Raw genomic sequence first — 19142 nt, forward strand, 5'->3', positions numbered from 1 at the left:
CTTCGGTGCAGCGGCTCCGTCTGGGGTCACAGGGCTGGTGGTCATGGTCGGATCCTCACGCTCAGGATGTGCACGGGCTCGGTGAAGGCGTCGAGGCGCACGAAGTTGCTGTCGGACCAGATCCACTCGGCCCCCGTGACGAGGTCCGTGACGTCGAAGCTGCCGCCTGGGACGCCACCGAACACGGTCTGGTCGAGGTGCACCATGGTCTGTCGGACCGAGTGCGGGTCGAGGTTGGCGACGACGAGCAGGGTGTCGTGCTCACCGGTGCCGGTGAACCGCTGGTCGAGATGCTTGCTGAAGACGAGGATCTGGTCGTCGTCGCTCCAGTGGAAGCTGATGTTGCGCAACTGCCGGAGGGCGGGATGCGCACGCCGGATCTGGTTGAGCAGGGTGAGGTACGGCGACAGCGAGGTGCCGGCGGCTTCCGCAGCGGCCCAGTCCCGCGGACGATACTCGAACTTCTCGCTGTCGATGTTCTCCTCGGCACCGGGACGGGCGACGTTCTCGATGAGCTCGTACCCGGCGTAGACCCCCCACGTCGGCGCGGCGGTCGCGGCGATCGCCGCACGTACCTTGTACGCCGCCCGGCCACCGAACTGGAGGTACTCGGTGAGGATGTCGGGGGTGTTGACGAACAGGTTGGGCCGGAGGAAGTCGGCGGTCTCGGTCGCTGCCGCGCCGAGGAACTCCTCGAGCTCCTCCTTCGTGTTGCGCCAGGTGAAGTAGGTGTAGCTCTGCTGGAACCCGACCTTCGCCAGACCCTGCAGCAGGGCCGGACGGGTGAAGGCCTCCGCGAGGAACACGACGTCGGGGTCCGTCCGGTTGACGGTCGCGAGCAACCACTCCCAGAAGTCGAGCGGCTTGGTGTGCGGGTTGTCGACGCGGAAGATGCGCACGCCGAGCGAGATCCAGTGCCGGACGATGCGCAGCACCTCGGCCCGGATGCCCTCGGGGTCGTTGTCGAAGTTGACCGGGTAGATGTCCTGGTACTTCTTCGGCGGGTTCTCGGCGTACGCGATCGTGCCGTCGGGGAGGGTCGTGAACCACTCGGGGTGCTCGGTCACCCAGGGGTGGTCCGGCGACGCCTGGAGGGCGAGATCGAGGGCGACCTCCAGGCCGACCTTCTTCGCCTGGCGGACGAACGCGACGAAGTCCTTCTCCGTGCCGAGGTCGGGATGGATCGCGTCATGACCGCCCGCGGCACCACCGATCGCCCAGGGGGAGCCCGGGTCGTGCTCGCCGGGTGTGAGGGTGTTGTTCGGTCCCTTGCGGAACGTCACGCCGATGGGGTGGATTGGCGGCAGGTAGAGGACGTCGAACCCCATCGCGGCGACGGCCGGCAACCGCCCGGCTGCGCTGCGGAAGGTGCCCGACGTCCAGGAGCCGTCCGGGTTCCGCTCGGCACCCTCCGACCGCGGGAAGAACTCGTACCAGGAACCGACGCCGGCTCGGGTGCGCTCGACGCGGACCACGCGCTCGTCGCTCGTGCTCGCGAGACCGGCGAACGGCCGGCGGTCGGCGATGGCCAGGAGTTCGGGGTCGTCGAGCACCGCGAACCGGGCTTCCGGCTCGGCGTCGGTGTCTCGGAGGAGCTTGGCGGCGGCGGTGAGGAAGCGGCGGTCCTTCGCCGGGCGGAGCTTGTCCGTCGCGGCGCGCTCGAGGAGTTCCGCGCCGATGAGGTACATGAGCTCGACGTCGACGCCGGCCTCGATCTTGACCCGGGCGTTGTGCTCCCAGGTCGAGAACTCGTCGGCGAAGGCGCGGACCTGGTATCGCCAGGTGCCCTCCGTCGCGAGTTGGACCTCGACCTCGAAGCGGTCCGTGCCCGGGGCGCCCGGAGCCATCCGATGCGCGACCGTCTTCCCGCGCGGATCGGTGAGCAGGAGCTCGACCCCGATGAGGTCGTGTCCTTCGCGGAACGCGGTCGCGCCGAACGGCACCACCTCGCCCGCGAACGCCTTGGCCGGCCAGCGGCCACCTTCGACCGAGGGGGTCGGATCCAGGATCGGGATGCGCCCGATGCTCGGGGACAGCGTGAGCGACACCGGTACGGCGTCGTCGACGGTGGAGGACTGCGGTACTGACTTCGGCATAGTGCGTTCCATCTCCTTCGGTGCCACTGGTCCGACCGTACCGCGAAACGACCACCGATGAAGGGGCGCGCGGGGTGTCGCGCGTCATGCTAGGGCCTCGGGCGCGGCCCTGTCCCGGGTGGGCGTCCGATGAGCGTACGAGTGCGTTCCGCGGTTGCCATAGAGTGAGCGCGTGAAGGCTATCCGCAGGTTTACCGTCCGCGCGCTCATCCCCGAGTCCCTGACCTCGCTCACCGCCCTCGCTGCGAACCTGCGGTGGTCGTGGCACGAGCCGACGCAGCGCCTGTTCGACGAGATCGCACCGGACGTCTGGCGCGAGTCCGACCACGATCCGATCAGCGGCCTCGGTCTCGTGACACCGGAGCGACTGGCGGAACTCGCCGCCGATGCGGACTTCGTCGGCCGGGCCGACGCCTTGCACGCCGACCTCCGCCGGTACCTGGAGGAGCCGCGGTGGTACCAGGGCCTCCCGGACCCGAAACCGCAGACGATCGCCTACTTCTCGCCCGAATTCGGAATCGCCGCGGCCCTGCCGCAGTACTCGGGCGGCCTCGGCATCCTCGCCGGCGACCACCTGAAGAGCGCGTCCGACCTGGGGGTGCCGCTCGTCGGCGTGGGCCTCCTCTACCGCTCCGGGTACTTCGCGCAGTCGATCACGAACGACGGCTGGCAGCAGGAGTCCTATCCCGTGCAGGACCCCGACGGACTCCCGGTCACGGTGCTCCGGGAACCGGACGGGACACCGGTCACCGTCACCCTGGCGCTCCCCGACGACCGGAGCCTGTCGGCACGGGTCTGGATCGCCGAGGTCGGTCGGGTGCCACTGCTGCTGCTCGACACGGACATCCCGGAGAACGTCGCCGACCTGCGCGGCGTGACGGACCGGTTGTACGGCGGCGGCGGCGAGCATCGCCTCCTGCAGGAACTCCTCCTCGGCATCGGCGGTGTCCGCGCGATCAAGCAGTGGAGCGAGCTCACGGACCATGCGCTGCCGCAGGTCTACCACTCCAACGAAGGCCACGCCGGTTTCCTGGGGCTCGAGCGGATCAGCGACCTCGTCGGGAACGGACTCTCCTTCGACGAGGCGCTGCAGCTCGTGCGGGGCGGGACCGTGTTCACGACACACACCCCCGTTCCGGCTGGGATCGACCGGTTCGACCGCGAGGTGATCACGCGCTACTTCAGCGGTGACCTGCTCCCGGGCGTCGCCGCGCCGGACGTCCTCGCACTCGGCGACGAGACGGCGAACGGCGGCTCGGCCGACGTCTTCAACCTGGCGATCATGGGCCTGCGTCTGGCGCAGCGCGCGAACGGCGTCAGTCGGTTGCACGGCGAGGTGAGCCGCGCGATGTTCCGAGGCCTCTGGCCCGGCTTCGACGTCTCGGACGTGCCGATCACGTCGATCACGAACGGTGTCCACGCCCCGAGCTGGACGGATCCGTCGCTCGTCGACCTCGCCGTGGACCGGTGGGGGACGACCGACACGAGTCGGGCGGACTGGTCCGATCCGTCGCTCTCGGACGCCGAGCTCTGGTCGCGCAAGCACGGGATGCGGGAGCGCTTCGTCGCCGACGTGCGGCGCCGGATCGCCGATGGGTATCGGACCCAGAACCCGCAAGCGGTGCTCCCGTCCTGGATCGACGAACTACTCGACCCCGAGGTGTTGACGATCGGGTTCGCCCGGCGGGTGCCGAGCTACAAGCGGCTCACCCTCATGCTGCGCGATCCCGACCGACTGCGCGCGATCCTGCTCCACGCCGAACGGCCCGTCCAGATCGTCGTCGCCGGCAAGGCACACCCGGCGGACGACGACGGCAAGCGGCTCATCCAGCGCCTCGTGCAGTTCGCCCAGGATCCCGAGCTCCGATCGCGCATCGTCTTCCTGCCGGACTACGGCATCGGGATGGCCAAGACGCTCTACCCCGGCTGTGACGTGTGGTTGAACAACCCGCTGCGTCCCCTCGAAGCCTGCGGGACGTCCGGTATGAAGGCCGCACTCAACGGAGCCCTGAACCTGTCGATCCTCGACGGATGGTGGAACGAGTACGCGGACGGCGAGAACGGTTGGGTCATCCCGTCGGCGGACGGCGCGGCGGACGACGAGGAACGCGACGCCCTCGAGGCCACCGCGCTGTACGAGATCCTCGAGCACCAGCTGGTGCCGCGGTTCTACGAGCGCGAGGACGACGGGCTGCCGCAGCGCTGGATGCAGATGGTGCGACACACGATCTCGACGCTGTCCGAACCGCTCAGCGCCGACCGCATGGTCCGCGAGTACACGGAGCGCATGTACCTCCCGGCGGCGGCGATGGAGCGCGAGCTGAACGCGTCCGATCAGCAGCGGGCGCGCGAGCTGGCAGCCTACAAGCAGCGGGTGCGCGAGGCCTGGCCGCAGCTGGCGGTCGCCCATGTCGAAAGCGGCGGTGTCGACGCGGTCCCGCAGGTCGGTGACGTCCTGCGGCTGCGCGCCTACGTCCAGCTGGGATCGCTGTCACCCGAGGACGTGACCGTCGAGGTGGTCTGCGGGGTTCCCGGTGCCGGAGGTGAACTGCTCGACATCCGGACGCAGCCGCTCGAGCAGCAGCAGTCCCCGTCGACGAGTCGGCCGGAGCACACGCTCGAGTACGCCGGGACGCTTCCCCTCGATCGGGCCGGCGGGTTCGGGTACACGGTGCGCATCGTGCCGAGACACGAGCTGCTCCTCACCCCCGCGGAACTCGGGCTCGTCGCCGTGGCGGACCAGTAGGGCGATCTCCTCCGACGCGCCGGTGCGACCCTCGGACCGGTGCGTCGAGGGATCCGACTATCTGGCGATCCGCGCGACGACGGCGGCGACGGCCGATCCGAGGTCGGACGGGGCGAGTTCGAGGTCGAACCCGCGCCGACCACCTGAGACCAACACCGTCTCGTGCGCGAAGGCGCTCTCGTCGAGGACCGTCGGGAGCGTGGTGCGCTGCCCGATCGGGCTGATGCCGCCGACCACGTAGCCCGTCTTCCGCTCGGCGACGGCAGGATCCGCCATCGTCGCCCGCTTCCCGTCGAGGGCCGCCGCGAGCGCCTTGAGGTCGAGTTGGTCGGCGACCGGGACGATCGCGACGACGAGCGACCCGTCCACCTCCGCCAGCAGGGTCTTGAACACCCTGGGCGGGTCGACGCCGAGCGCCGTGGCGGCTTCGAGACCGAAGGCCGTCACCGACGGGTCGTGTCGGTAGGCGCGCGGGGTGAAGGGGATGCCCAGCGAGGTCAACGTCACCGTCGCCGGCGTGCCGCCACCCTCGGCCCTGCGCTTCGCCATCGTCAGACGGCTCGGAAGAGTTGCATCGACGTGGCGGAGACCGGGACCGTCTGGCCGGGGACGAACTGCTCCTCCTCGGACATCGGTGCGTCGTCCGCGGAGTTCCAGATGCGCACGAACGCGGTCACGCCCTCGTGCTCGGGCAGGGTGACCTCGACCGGCTGCTCGACACCGTGCACGATGAGCAGCACGCGGTCGAGCTCCTCGGACTCCGGCGTGCTCGTCGAGAAGAACTGCAGTGTCCGGTTCCGCGGACTCGTCCAGTCCTCGGTGCTCATGGTCGCGCCCGAAGCGTCGAACCAGTCCATGACGCTCGCGCCGGGCACCGTCGTCCCGGCGGCGGCGAAGTGCTCCGGTCGGAGGGCGGGGTGTTCGCGCCGGAGTTCGAGGAGCCGACGGCTGTGCGCGAGCAACTGGTCCTGCCAGGGCTCCCTCGTCCATCCGACCCACGTCAGCTCGGAGTCGTGACAGTACGCGTTGTTGTTGCCGCGCTGACTCCGCCCGAACTCGTCGCCTGCCGTGAGCATCGGGACACCCGCCGACAGCAGGAGCGTGCCGAGCAGGTTCCGCATCGCCTTGCGACGAGCGGCGAGGATCGCGGGGTCGTCCGTCGGGCCCTCGGCACCGTGGTTGAAGGAGCGGTTGTTGTCCGTCCCGTCGCGGTTGGACTCGCCGTTCCCGACGTTGTGCTTGACGTCGTACGAGACGAGGTCGGCCAGGGTGAACCCGTCGTGGGCCGTGATGAAGTTGACGGAGGCCAGCGGACCGCGCTCAGCGGAGAAGGTGTTGCTCGATCCGGCCAGACGGGTCGCGAACCCACCGATCCCGACCGGGGCGTCCGCCCGTCTCGCGTAGTCGATGTCGGAGAGCCAGAAGTTGCGGACACGATCCCGGTACCGGTCGTTCCACTCGTGCCAACCGTCAGGGAAGTTCCCCGTCTGCCAGCCGCCCATCCCGACGTCCCAGGGCTCGGCGATCATCTTCGCGTCGACGAGCGACGGGTCGTGGACGATCGCCTCGAGCAGGGGGTGGTCGGGCGTGAACTCGACCGCCTCGTTCCGACCGAGCGTCGCAGCGAGGTCGAACCGGAAGCCGTCGATCTGCACCTCGTCAGCCCAGTACCGCAACGAGTCGAGCACGAGCTGTTGGGGGACCGGGTGGCCGAAGTCCACGGTGTTGCCGCAGCCCGTCACGTCGATGTAGGCGCCGGTGGCGTCCTGACGGTAGTAGGTCGCGTTGTCGATGCCGCGGAAGCTCGTGCGGGGGCCGCCGGGCCCCTCTTCGGCGGTGTGGTTGTAGACGACGTCGAGGATGACCTCGAGGCCGGCCTCGTGCAGCAGCTTCACCATGCCCTTGAACTCGCGGAGGACTTCGTCCGCGCCACCCGCCTGCGCCGTCTTCGTCGCGTAGGAGGCCTGTGGACTGAAGAAGTTCAGGGTGTTGTAGCCCCAGTAGTTGACGAGGCCCTGCTTGATGAGACGCTGCTCGGAGGTGAACGCGTGCACCGGCAGCAGTTCGACGCTCGTCACCCCGAGATCGTGCAGATGCGCGATCATCGCGGGGTGGGCGAGGCCCGCGTACGTGCCCCGCAGCTCCTCCGGCACGTCGGGGTGCAGCTTACTCAGTCCCTTGACGTGCGCCTCGTACACGACGGTCCGGTCGAGCGGGACACGGGGTTTCTGCACACCGCCCCAGTCGAACGCGTCGTCGACGACGACGGAACGCCACTGCTCGGCCGACACGCGGGCGAGCCCGCGGGCGTAGGGGTCGAGCAGCAGGAGGCTCTTGTCGAAGGCGTTGTTCGGCGAGGACGGCCCTGAGGCGCGGACCGCATAGCGACGGCCGAGCACCAGCTCCTCGGAACTCCCACTCCAGACCCCGTCGTCGTCGCGGGTCATCTCGACCGAGTGGGTGATCCAGTTCAGATCCTTGTCGTCGAAGATCACGAGTTCGAGGGCATCCGCATGCTCGGACCACACACGGAGCTCACCACCGGACGGGCCGAGGCGGACGCCGAGATCGTGGAAGGGGTCACCAGCGTTCATGGGTTCTACAGTAGTGAGTGCGGGAGTGCGCGAAGATCCGCGGACACCGCGGCGAGGGGAGGAGCGGCATGGTGGTGTACCTGGACCACGCCGCGACGACCCCGGTGCGATCCGAGGTGATCGAGGCCTACGCGTCCGCGATGGCGACCGTCGGCAACCCGGCCTCCATCCACGGCCCCGGGCAACAGGCCCGCCGCCTCCTCGAAGAGGCACGTGAGCGGGTCGCTGCGACCCTCGGGTGCGACCCCATCGAACTCGTCTTCACCTCCGGCGGCACCGAATCCATCAACCTCGCCCTCAAGGGGCTCTACTGGCACCGCCAGCAGGATCGACGCCGCGCCGCCGTGCTCGCACCCGCGGGGGAGCACCACGCCACGCTCGACACCGTCGAATGGCTCGAGCGCCACGAGGGTGCATCCCCGCTCTGGATCCCGCTCGACGACCTCGGCCGGGTCTCACTCGACACGGCGGCCGAGCGCTTCGCCGACCACGGCCCCGACATCGCCGTGGCGACGGCGCTCTGGGCGAACAACGAGGTCGGCACCATCCAGCCCGTCGTCCGGCTGGCGGCGCTCGCCGCAGCGGCCGCGGTGCCGTTCCACCTGGACGCGGTCTCGGCCTACGGACACCTCCCCATCGACCTCGCCGACCTTCGCGCCGCATCCGGATCGGTCGGTGCCAGTGGTCTCGTCGCGCTCAGCGTCTCCGCGCACAAGATCGGTGGTCCCGTGGGGATCGGAGCCCTGGTCGTGAGCCGCGCAGCCGTGGTGGAGCCGTTGCAGCACGGTGGCGGACAGCAGCGCGGACTCCGCTCCGGCACGCAGGACGTCGCGGCAGCCGTCGGGTTCGCCGTAGCCGCGGAGCTCATGGCGCTCGAGCGGACCGCGGAGCAGGAGCGTCTCGGCACCTTGCGCGACCGACTCGTGGCCGGCGTGCGGGCGACCGTTCCGGAGGCCGAGCTGACGGGTGATCCCAGCGAGCGACTCGCGTCGAACGCGAACTTCGTGTTCCCCGGCGCACAGGGAGACTCGATGCTCTTCCTCCTCGACCTCGCAGGGGTGGCGGTCTCGACGGGTTCCGCCTGCCAGGCCGGCGTCCCGGAACCGTCGCATGTCCTGCTCGCGATGGGACGCCCGGAGACGGAGGCCCGATCGGTCCTCCGGATCACGCTGGGTCGGACGACGACCGAGACGGACGTGGACGACTTCCTCCAGGCCCTGCCGCGCGCGTACGCACAGGCGAGTCGGGCCGGTTCCGCCGACCGCGACACGGCGCTGGGCGCTCGTCCCTGAGCAGCCGTCTCGTCACCGCTTGCGGGTGGCCGTCCAGCGGCTGGCGCGTAGACTTGCCCGGTGAAAGTTCTGGCAGCGATGAGTGGCGGAGTCGACTCCGCCGTGGCAGCGGCACGCGCCGTCGACGCAGGCCATGAGGTGGTCGGCGTCCACCTGGCGCTCAGCCGGATGCCGGGCACGCTCCGGACCGGCAGTCGCGGGTGCTGCACCATCGAGGACTCGATGGACGCCCAGCGTGCGGCGAACCTGATCGGCATCCCGTACTACGTGTGGGACTTCTCGGAGCGCTTCAAGCTCGACGTGGTGGACGACTTCATCGCCGAGTACCGCGCCGGCCGGACCCCGAACCCGTGCATGCGTTGCAACGAGAAGATCAAGTTCGCGGCGTTGCTCGAGAAGGCGCTCGACCTCGGGTTCGACGCGGTCGTGACCGGTCACTACGCCACGATCGTCACGAGCCCCGAGGGTGATCGTGAGCTGCACCGCGCGAGTGCCTGGGCCAAGGACCAGTCGTACGTCCTGGGCGTGCTCACCGCCGAACAGCTCGCGCACTCGATGTTCCCGCTCGGCGCGACACCGTCGAAAGCCGAGGTCCGAGCCGAGGCCGCGGAGCGCGGCTTCACGGTGGCGAACAAGCCCGACAGCCACGACATCTGCTTCATCCCCGACGGCGATACGAAGGGCTGGCTGGGGGAGCGGGTCGGCACCGAGACCGGCCAGGTCCTCGACCGAGACGGAGCCGTCGTCGGTTCGCACGAGGGCGCCCACGCCTTCACCGTCGGCCAGCGCAAGGGCCTGCACCTCGGCGTGCCCGCGCCGGATGGACGTCCGCGCTTCGTCCTCGAGGTGCGTCCGAAGGACAACACGGTCGTCGTCGGGCCGAAGGAGGCGCTCGCCATCGGCGAGATCGCCGGTTCGCGCTTCACCTGGGCTGGGAGGGCTCCGGAGGTCGGTGTCGCACCGATCCCGTGCGACGTCCAGATCCGTGCGCACGCCGATCCGGTTCCCGCCGCACTGACGCTCGTCGACGGCGAGCTCGTCGTCCACCCGGAGACGCCACTCGACGGCGTCGCTCCCGGACAGACCGCCGTGCTGTACAGCGGGACGCGCGTCCTCGGCCAGTTCACGATCGACCGCACCGTCAGTGCGGTGCCCGTCGGAGCCGCCGCCTCCGCCTGAGGACCCCAGGAACGACGGAACGCCCGACGAGCCAGGCTCGTCGGGCGTTCTGCGTCGGTCGTCAGGATCGGGTCTGTGCGCCCGCCTTGGACTTCTTGGGCTTCTTGACGAAGAGGGTCTCCGCCTCCTCGAGCGTCAGGCCGTTCGTCTCGGGGATCTTCGCGAGGACGAAGACGAACGAGAGGAGCGCGAACAGCGCGTACATGCCGTAGGTCACCGGCAGGGAGAACGCGGCGAGGGCCGGGAAGCTGACCGTGATGAGGAAGTTCGCGATCCACTGCGCCATCGCCGCGACACCGAGCGCCTTCGCGCGCAGGCGGTTCGGGAAGATCTCGCCGAGGAGCACCCAGACGAGCGGTCCCCACGACGCGCCGAACGCGACGACGAACACGTTGGCGGCCACGAGGGCGATCGTGCCCCAGGGCTGGGGCAGCGAGACCTCGCCGGCGCTGTCGGTGACCGACTGCGTGAACGCGATCGCCATCGCGCCGAGCGAGACCGTCATACCGATGGAACCCGCGAGGAGGATCGGCCGTCGACCGATGCGGTCCACGAGCAGGATGGCGACGACGGTGACCGCGACGTTCGTCACCGAGGTGATGACCGAGATGAGGAGCGAGTCGGACTCCTGGAACCCGACGGCCTTCCACAGCGTCGTCGAGTAGTAGAAGATCACGTTGATGCCGACGAACTGCTGGAAGATCGACAGGATGATGCCGATCCAGACGATCGGCAGGAGCCCGAAGCGTCCGCCCCAGAGGGTCGCCTTCTTCTGCTGCTCATCGTCCTTCACCGCCTGCTCGGCGAGCTTGACGGCGCGATCCACCTCCTCCTGCGGCCAGACGGTCGCGAAGATCCGACGGGCCTCGTCCGACTTGCCCTTGCGGACGAGGAACCGGGGCGACTCGGGGAGCCGCATCGCGAGCACGCCGTAGACCACGGCCGGGAGCGCGCAGGCGATGAACATCCAGCGCCAGGCCTCGACGCCGAACCACAGCGGGTTCGAGGCGCCGCCGGCGGCGCCCGCCAGGACGGAGTCGGACAGGAGCGCGGCGAAGATGCCGAGCGTGATGGCGAGCTGCTGCAGCGAGGCGAGGCGGCCGCGGATGGCGCTCGGCGCGATCTCGGCGATGTACGCCGGAGCCACGACCGAGGCGATGCCGATACCGAGCCCGCCGACGATGCGCCAGATGACGAGGTCCCAGGGGGAGAAGGCGAAGCCGGCTCCGAAGGAGGAGATGAAGAACAGGCCTGCACCGAGCAGCATCGTGAAGATGCGGCCGCGGCTGTCGGCGATCCGGCCCGCGAGGTAGGCGCCGAGCGCGCAACCGAGCAGCGCTGACGCGACCGCGAAGCCGATGAGCGCCTCACTGAGCGCGAAGTGGTCCTGCATCGCGTCGACCGCGCCGTTCACCACGGAGGAGTCGAACCCGAAGAGGAAGCCACCGACCGCGGCCGAGACGGAGATGCCGATGACGCGCGCGGTCAGCTGCTTGCTGGTAGGAGCCGCCCCCGTTCCCGGACTGCTGGACTGGGACATGGTTCCTCCGATTCCGCGCGCATGGTTCCTGCGGCACTGCGACACCCTACTCCTCGATGAGACCCGCCCCGACCCGGTTGCGCACATCTGGGAGGACGTGCCGGGTGTCAAGCGCCCGCCGGTGTCGGACGCCGCTCGTAGACTGGACGCCGTGGCGAACAGCACCGGACAGACCCTCCAGCAGGCATCGACCGAGGCCGAGGAACTCACCTCGCGCATCCTCGAGCTTCGCGACGCGTACTACGAGCGCGACGAGTCGCTCGCCTCCGACGAGGAGTACGACGCGATGCTCCGTCGGCTCGAGGAGCTCGAGCGTCTCTTCCCCGAGCTGCAGAGCCAGGACAGCCCCACCCAGACCGTCGGCGGGCGCGCCGAGACCACGCTGTTCGCCCCGGTCACCCACCTCGAGCGCATGCTCAGCCTCGACAACGTCTTCTCGATCGAGGAGTTCCTCGCCTGGGCCGCCAAGGTCGAGCGCGACGCCGGAGGGTCCGTCCAGTACCTCTGCGAACTGAAGATCGACGGCCTCGCCATCAACCTCCGGTACGAGCGCGGCCGCCTCGTGAGCGCGGCCACGCGCGGCGACGGCGTCGTCGGCGAGGACGTCACGGAGAACGTGCGGTACATCCGTTCCATCCCCGAACGCCTGACGTCGTCCGACCCCGGGGTCGAGTTCCCGGAGGTCGTCGAAGTCCGGGGCGAGATCTTCTTCCCGGTCGAGGCCTTCCGCGAACTGAACGCCAACCAGGCGGCCGCCGGTGAACGGGTCTTCGCCAACCCGCGCAACGCGGCGAGCGGTTCCCTGCGCCAGAAGGCGGAGAGCAAGAACCCGGCCCAGCTCGCACTCATGCGCGACCGGCTCGGCCGCCTGCAGATGCTCGTCCACGGCATCGGCGCGTGGGAACAGCCGCCCGTCGCTCGGCAGTCACAGGTCTACGAGCTGCTGCACAGCTGGGGGCTCCCGACCTCCTCGCACTACCGGGTCCACGACGAGGCGACCGGTGCGGCGGAGTTCATCGAGTACTTCGGCGCCCACCGCGACAGCGTCGAGCACGAGATCGACGGCGTCGTCGTGAAGGTCGACGATCTCGCGCTCCACGGCGAGCTCGGCGCGACGAGTCGTGCTCCGCGATGGGCCATCGCCTACAAGTACCCGCCCGAGCAGGTGAACACGAAGCTCCTCGACATCGTCGTGAGCGTCGGGCGCACCGGTCGCGCCACCCCGTTCGCCGTCATGGAGAAGGTGCTCGTCGCCGGCAGCGAGGTGCGTCAGGCGACCCTGCACAACCAGGACGTCGTGAAGGCGAAGGGGGTGCTCATCGGCGACACCGTCGTCCTCCGGAAGGCCGGCGACGTCATCCCCGAGGTCCTCGGCCCGGTCGTCGAGCTCCGCGACGGTTCGGAGCGGGAGTTCGTCATGCCCGAGCACTGCCCCGAGTGCGGTACCCCCCTCGCCCCCGCGAAGGAGGGCGACATCGACCTGCGCTGCCCGAACGCGCGGAGCTGCCCGGCGCAGGTGCGCGGACGCGTCGAGCACATCGGCTCCCGTGGCGCGCTCGACGTCGAGGCGCTCGGCGAGGTGGCGGCAGCGGCGCTCACCCAGCCGGTGGAGCCTGCGGAACCACCGCTGACGACTGAGGCCGGACTCTTCTCGCTCACGATGGCCGACATCTTCCCGGTCACGGTGATCGTCCGCGACAACGAGACCGGGCTGCCCAAGCTCAACGAGGACGGATCCGAGAAGCGCGTCACGCCCTTCCGCCGCCGACGCGCCAAGAGGGACGGCGTGCACGATCCGGCCGCGGCCGAGTTCGACGGCGACGAGTCCTCGGTGCCGTCCAAGAACGCGATCGAACTCCTCGCCAACCTCGACGGCGCGAAGACCCGCCCGCTCGCCCGGTTGCTCGTGGCACTGAACATCCGCCACGTCGGCCCGGTCGCCGCCCGGTCACTCGCGGAGTACTTCGGTTCGCTTGATGCCATCCGTGCGGCCACCCGCGACGAGCTCGCAGAGGTCGACGGCGTGGGCGGGATCATCGCCGACGCCCTCATCGCCTGGTTCGAGGTCGACTGGCATCGCGAGATCGTCGAGGAGTGGACTGCGGCGGGCGTGCAGTGGGCGACACCCGGACACCCGGGGCCGGGCGCGGCGGTCGCGGCCGGTGGTGTGCTGTCCGGTGTCACCGTCGTCGCCACCGGTTCGCTCGAGGGCTTCACCCGGGAGGGTGCGCTGGAAGCGATCGTGCAGGCGGGCGGGAAGGCTGCGTCGAGCGTCTCGAAGAAGACCGACTTCGTCGCCGCCGGCCCGGGTGCCGGGTCGAAGCTCGCGAAGGCCGAAGCACTCGGTCTGCGGATCATCGACGCCGAGCAGTTCGCCCTGCTCGTCTCCGAGGGTCCGGCGGCGCTCGGCGAGCCGGAGGCCCCGGCCGCGGATGAGGCCGAGGGTGCGGAGTCCGCCGACGAGGTGCCTACGGACTGACCTCAGTCCTGGTCGGCCTGCAGCAGCTCGTCGCGGACCTGGCGCCGCAGCACCTTGCCGATGAGCGACTTGGGGAGTTCGTTGACGACGACGACCCGCTTCGGCACCTTGTACGGGGCGAGGATCTCCCGCGCCCAGGCTCGGAGGGCATCCGGATCCACGGTGGCACCGGGAGCCGCGACGACGGCCGCGACGACCTGCTCGCCGGAGTGGGGATCGGGGAGCCCGACGACGGCGGCGTCAGCGACCGACGCGTGCCCGCGGAGCACCTGCTCGACCTCGCTCGGCGACACGTTGAACCCGCCGGTGATGATGAGCTCCTTGATCCGGTCGACGACGGTCATGAACCCCTCCTCGTCGATGGACACGATGTCACCGGTGCGGAACCAACCGCCTGGGAGCAGGACGGCGGCGGTCTCTTCGGGCTTGTTGTAGTAGCCGTGGAAGACCTGCGGGCCGCGCACGAGCAACTCGCCCGCCTCGCCGGCTGGCCGGTCAGTCTCCGGGTCGTCGGGATCCACGACGCGCACCTCGGTGCTCGGCAGCGGGAGGCCGATGGTCCCGGGCTTCCGTGCGGTCGAGACCGGGTTCGCGGAGATGACCGGGGAGCACTCGGACAGCCCGTAGCCTTCGACGAGGAAGCCGCCGGACGCGGCTTCGAACGGGACGACGAGGTCGTGTGGCAGCGGCATCGCGCCAGAGATGGCGATCTCGGTGCCCTGCAGTGACACGCCCTGCTCGGTCGCCGCGGTCAGGAGACGGTCGGCGATGGGCGGGACGGCGGGCAGGAAGGTCGGCGGTCGCTTCTTCATGACCTTGAGGACGAGCGCCGGGTCGAACTTCGGGAAGAGGACGAGGCGCGAGCCCATGCTCATGGCGAACGTCAGGCAGAGCGTCAGGCCGTAGGCGTGGAACATCGGGAGCACCGCGTAGACGACGGCCTCCCCACGCTTGACCGTGGGCACCCAGGCGCGGGACTGCGCCGCGTTCGCGAGCAGGTTGCCGTGGGTGAGTGCTGCACCCTTGGGCGAGCCCGTCGTCCCGCTCGTGTACTGGATGAGTGCGAGGGCGTCGGTCGCGGGCTTCGGGTGGCTCGCCGGCAGCGGCCCCGAGGTCAGGAGCTGCTCCCACCCCACGGTGCCCGAGACCGGCGCGGTGAGCTGAGCCCGTGAGGCTCTCGCCTTCGGGATGGGCAGACGGAGAGCAGCGCGCATGTGGAGCGGCATCGCCCGGGTCACGTCGATCGTCACGAGCGAGTGCACCGCCAGGTCGGCCGGGAAGTCCTGCAGGTGCTCGGCGACCTTGTCCCAGACGATCGCGAACGTCGCGCGGTGGTCCTCGAACTGGTGGCTGAGTTCTTGGGGGGTGTAGAGCGGATTGTGCTCGATGACGACGGCGCCCAGCCTGAGGACCGCGTAGAACGCGACGATGTGCTGCGGGCAGTTCGGGAGCATGAGGGCGACGGGGTCTCCCGCCCGGACACCGAGTGCGCGCAGGCCGGCGGCGGCACGGGCGATGAGCGCCTCGAGCTCCGTGTAGGTGGTGGTCGACCCGAAGAACTCCAGCGCGACGGCGTCCGGGTAGCTCGCGGCGGAGGCTTCGACGAGATCGCCGAGGCTGCCGGTCTGCTCGGGGATGTCGTCCGGCACGTCGGCGGCGTAGCTCGCGAGCCAGGGACGCTCGTGCGGGGGACGGGGACGGCTGCTCGAGTCGTTCTGGGTCACCGTCCCACTGTAGGGGCGGAGCCCGACGGACGACCACGTCCCTGGCGAATAGACTGGAGCGACCGCCACCGCTACACGTACGGGAGACGCATGTCGGAAATCACTACCGAGCAGGTCGCGCATCTCGCGAACCTCGCTCGAATCGCCCTGAGCCAGGACGAGATCGCCCACCTCACGACGGAGCTCGACTCCATCGTGGACAACATCCAGAAGGTGCAGCAGGTGGCCACGCCTGACGTCCCGGCGACGAGCCACCCGATCCCGCTCGAGAACGTGTACCGCGACGACGTCGTCGGCAACACGCTCACGCGGGAGCAGGCGCTGCAGAACGCGCCGGAATCGGCCGACGGTCGCTTCAAGGTCTCGGCGATCCTGGGGGAGGAGCAGTGAGCGGGTTGATCGGTCTCACGGCAGCCGAGCTGTCGAGCAAGCTGCGCGCTGGCGAGGTCTCCAGCGTCGAAGCCACCCAGGCGCACCTCGACCGCATCGCGCAGGTCGACGGCGACGTCCACGCCTTCCTCCACGTGTCGGACCACGCACTCGACGTCGCCGCCGACATCGACGCACGCCGTGCCGCGGGCGAGGACCTCGGCGAGCTGGCGGGCGTCCCGCTCGCCATCAAGGACGTGCTGGTCACGACGGACATGCCGTCCACCTCGGGGAGCAAGATCCTCGAGGGGTACCTGTCACCGTTCGACGCGACCGTCGTCGCCCGGTCGCGTGCCGCCGGTCTCGTGCCGCTCGGCAAGACGAACATGGACGAGTTCGCCATGGGCTCGAGCACGGAGCACTCCGCGTACGGCCCGACCCACAACCCGTGGGACCTCGACCGCATCCCCGGCGGTTCCGGCGGTGGCTCCGCCGCCGCGGTCGCCGCGTTCGAGGCGCCCATCGCCCTCGGCAGCGACACCGGCGGGTCCATCCGCCAGCCGGCGCACGTGACCGGCACGGTCGGCGTGAAGCCGACCTACGGCGCGGTCAGCCGCTACGGGGCGATCGCGCTCGCCTCCTCGCTCGACCAGGTCGGGCCGGTCAGCCGCACGGTCCTCGACTCGGGCCTCCTCCACGACGTCATCGCCGGGCACGACGCCCTCGACTCCACCTCTCTCCGCGACGCCTGGCCGTCGATGGCCGGTGCGGCCCGCGAGGGCGCGCGCGGCGACGTGCTGCGCGGCCTGCGGGTCGGCGTCGTCACCGAGCTCAATGGTGCGGGCTTCCAAGCCGGCGTGAAGAGCCGCTTCCAGGAGGCGCTCGCGGTACTCGAGGCGAACGGTGCCGAGATCGTCGAGGTCTCCGCTCCGAACTTCGAGTACGCCGTCGCCGCCTACTACCTCATCCTCCCCGCCGAAGCGTCGAGCAACCTCGCGAAGTTCGACTCGGTGCGCTTCGGCATGCGGGTCACGCCCGAGGGTGGCGGCACGGTCGAGCAGGTCATGTCCGCAACGCGCGAGGCCGGTTTCGGTCCCGAGGTGAAGCGACGGATCATCCTCGGCACGTACGCGCTCAGCGCGGGCTACTACGACGCCTACTACGGCAGCGCCCAGAAGGTCCGGACGCTCATCCAGCGCGACTTCGCGGCGGCGTTCGACCAGGTCGACGTCCTCGTGAGCCCGAGCGCCCCGACGACGGCGTTCAAGCTGGGCGAGCGTATCGACGACCCACTGGCGATGTACCTGAACGACGTCACCACCATCCCGGCGAACCTCGCCGGCGTGCCCGGCATCAGCGTGCCGATCGGGCTCGCCCCGGAAGACGGTCTGCCCGTCGGCATCCAGTTCATGGCGCCAGCACGGGAGGACGCCAGGCTCTACCGGGTCGGCGCCGCTCTCGAGGCGCTTCTCGAATCGACGTGGGGGCACACCCTCATCTCGCAGGCACCCGCTCTCGGAGGTCGGTAACCCATGGCCAAGGACAAGCTCCTCTCCTACGAAGAAGCCCTCGAACTGTACGAGCCGGTGCTCGGCTTCGAGGTGCACGTCGAGCTGAACACCAAGACGAAGATGTTCTCCTCGGCGCCGAACGGCTTCGGCGACGCTCCGAACACGAACATCTCGCCGGTCTGCCTCGGTCTGCCCGGGTCGCTCCCGGTCGTGAACGAGCAGGCGGTGCGGTACTCGATCAGCCTCGGGCTCGCCCTCGGCTGCTCGATCGCGCCCTCGAGCCGTTTCGCGCGGAAGAACTACTTCTACCCCGACCTCGCGAAGAACTACCAGATCTCGCAGTTCGACGAGCCGATCGCCTTCGAGGGCTCGGTCGACGTCGAGCTGGCGGACGGCACCATCGTGACGGTGCCGATCGAGCGCGCGCACATGGAGGAGGACGCCGGCAAGCTCACGCACATCGGCGGTTCCACCGGCCGTATCCAGGGTGCCGAGTACTCGCTCGTCGACTACAACCGCGCGGGTGTGCCGCTCGTCGAGATCGTCACCAAGCCGATCTACGGCACCGAGCACCGGGCACCCGAGATCGCGAAGGCCTACGTCTCCGCGATCCGCGACATCGTCGTGGCGCTCGGCATCTCCGACGCGAAGATGGAGCGCGGGAACCTCCGCTGCGACGCCAACATCTCGCTGCGCCCGCGTGGACAGGAGAAGCTCGGCACGCGAACCGAGACGAAGAACGTCAACTCCCTGCGTTCCGTCGAGCGCGCCGTCCGCTACGAGATCCAGCGGCAGGCGGCAATCCTCAAGGACGGCGGATCCATCGTCCAGGAGACGCGGCACTGGCACGAGGACACCGGTGCGACGTCCGCCGGCCGGCCGAAGAGCGACGCCGACGACTACCGGTACTTCCCGGAGCCCGATCTGCTCCCGGTCGTGCCGTCGCCCGAACTCATCGAGGAACTCAGAGCGGCCCTGCCCGAGCAGCCGGCCGTCCGTCGTCGTCGGCTGAAGAGCGAATGGGGCTTCACCGACCTGGAGTTCCAGGACGTCGTGAACGGTGGTCTGCTGAACGAGATCACGGCCACCGTCGAGGCCGGCGCCGCTCCGGCCGCCGCACGGAAGTGGTGGACGGGCGAGATCTCGCGGATCGCGAACCAGCGCGATGTCGAGGCGACGAGCCTCGTGTCACCCGAGCACGTCGCGGCACTCGCGGCGCTCGTCGAGGCCGGAACGCTCAACGACAAGCTCGCACGCCAGGTGCTCGAGGGCGTCATCGACGGGGAGGGCACTCCCCAGGAGGTCATCGACGCTCGCGGTCTCGCACTCGTGTCCGACGACGGTCCGCTGATCGCCGCCATCGACGAGGCACTGGCCGCTCAGCCGGACGTCCTCGCCAAGATCCGCGACGGCAAGGTCCAGGCCGCCGGCGCCGTGATCGGCGCCGTGATGAAGGCGATGCGCGGACAGGCCGATGCGGCGCGTGTGCGCGAACTCGTCCTGGAGCGCGCCTCGCAGTAGCGGTCACCGCTGCACCATCGGGCCCGCGCCACCGTCGATGACGGCGGCTCGGGCCCGATGTCGTCGGCCAGGGGAAGCCCTGGTGCCGACT

12 protein-coding genes are annotated in these 19142 nt (G+C 69.8%); 7 read left to right on the forward strand and 5 right to left on the reverse strand.

The genetic code is table 11. The annotated features are described in order from the left end of the window. Positions 1-41: 41 nt before the first annotated feature. On the reverse strand, positions 42-2096 hold the full coding sequence (locus GV015_RS11390; protein ID WP_159878415.1) for an alpha-1,4-glucan--maltose-1-phosphate maltosyltransferase: 2055 nt from the start codon (positions 2094-2096) through the stop codon (positions 42-44). A 172-nt stretch (positions 2097-2268) separates the two neighbouring features. On the opposite strand from GV015_RS11390, the gene glgP reads away from it, so the two are divergent. Beyond that, positions 2269-4842 carry an alpha-glucan family phosphorylase gene (gene glgP / locus GV015_RS11395; RefSeq protein WP_159878417.1) on the forward strand — a complete coding sequence of 858 codons (2574 nt, stop codon included), beginning with the start codon at positions 2269-2271 and terminating at the stop codon, positions 4840-4842. A gap of 57 nt (positions 4843-4899) precedes the next feature. On the opposite strand, the gene ybaK is transcribed toward glgP, so the two are convergent. Beyond that, the gene (ybaK, locus tag GV015_RS11400) at positions 4900-5391 is read right to left on the reverse strand and encodes a Cys-tRNA(Pro) deacylase (protein ID WP_159878419.1); all 492 of its coding nucleotides are present in this window, start codon (positions 5389-5391) and stop codon (positions 4900-4902) included. 2 nt (positions 5392-5393) lie between these two features. Further along, entirely contained in the window at positions 5394-7436 is a 2043-nt protein-coding gene (glgX, locus tag GV015_RS11405) for a glycogen debranching protein GlgX (protein WP_159878421.1), read from the reverse strand. Between the two features lie 68 nt (positions 7437-7504). Between glgX and GV015_RS11410 the strand changes: the two genes are divergently transcribed. Next, on the forward strand, positions 7505-8728 hold the full coding sequence (locus GV015_RS11410) for a cysteine desulfurase family protein (protein ID WP_159878423.1): 1224 nt from the start codon (positions 7505-7507) through the stop codon (positions 8726-8728). A 60-nt stretch (positions 8729-8788) separates the two neighbouring features. Beyond that, positions 8789-9907: a tRNA 2-thiouridine(34) synthase MnmA gene (gene mnmA / locus GV015_RS11415; RefSeq protein WP_229938575.1), complete on the forward strand. Its 1119-nt coding sequence runs from the start codon at positions 8789-8791 to the stop codon at positions 9905-9907. Positions 9908-9968: 61 nt separating this feature from the next. On the opposite strand, the gene GV015_RS11420 is transcribed toward mnmA, so the two are convergent. Continuing rightward, positions 9969-11447 carry a sugar porter family MFS transporter gene (locus tag GV015_RS11420; RefSeq protein WP_079705678.1) on the reverse strand — a complete coding sequence of 493 codons (1479 nt, stop codon included), beginning with the start codon at positions 11445-11447 and terminating at the stop codon, positions 9969-9971. 151 nt (positions 11448-11598) lie between these two features. Here GV015_RS11420 and ligA point away from each other — a divergent pair, with 151 nt between their 5' ends. After that, positions 11599-13926 carry an NAD-dependent DNA ligase LigA gene (gene ligA, locus GV015_RS11425; RefSeq protein WP_159878425.1) on the forward strand — a complete coding sequence of 776 codons (2328 nt, stop codon included), beginning with the start codon at positions 11599-11601 and terminating at the stop codon, positions 13924-13926. Between the two features lie 2 nt (positions 13927-13928). Here ligA and GV015_RS11430 read toward each other — a convergent pair whose 3' ends face one another. After that, entirely contained in the window at positions 13929-15650 is a 1722-nt protein-coding gene (locus GV015_RS11430; RefSeq protein WP_236555418.1) for a long-chain-fatty-acid--CoA ligase, read from the reverse strand. A 90-nt stretch (positions 15651-15740) separates the two neighbouring features. Between GV015_RS11430 and gatC the strand changes: the two genes are divergently transcribed. The 3 genes from gatC to gatB are packed head-to-tail and all read left to right on the forward strand — an operon-like array spanning position 15741 to position 19051. Then, on the forward strand, positions 15741-16040 hold the full coding sequence (gene gatC / locus GV015_RS11435) for an Asp-tRNA(Asn)/Glu-tRNA(Gln) amidotransferase subunit GatC (RefSeq protein WP_064295120.1): 300 nt from the start codon (positions 15741-15743) through the stop codon (positions 16038-16040). Then, a complete protein-coding gene (gene gatA, locus GV015_RS11440) occupies positions 16037-17548 on the forward strand; it encodes an Asp-tRNA(Asn)/Glu-tRNA(Gln) amidotransferase subunit GatA (RefSeq protein WP_159878427.1) in 1512 nt (503 codons plus the stop codon). The genes gatC and gatA overlap by 4 nt, the downstream gene beginning before the upstream one ends. Before the next feature lie 3 nt (positions 17549-17551). Beyond that, positions 17552-19051, forward strand: a complete 1500-nt coding sequence (gene gatB, locus GV015_RS11445) for an Asp-tRNA(Asn)/Glu-tRNA(Gln) amidotransferase subunit GatB (protein WP_079705682.1) — start codon at positions 17552-17554, stop codon at positions 19049-19051. The last annotated feature ends 91 nt before the right edge of the window (positions 19052-19142 follow it).

It is taken from the genome of Plantibacter sp. T3, from assembly GCF_902506515.1.
GTDB classification, from domain to species: domain Bacteria; phylum Actinomycetota; class Actinomycetes; order Actinomycetales; family Microbacteriaceae; genus Plantibacter; species Plantibacter auratus.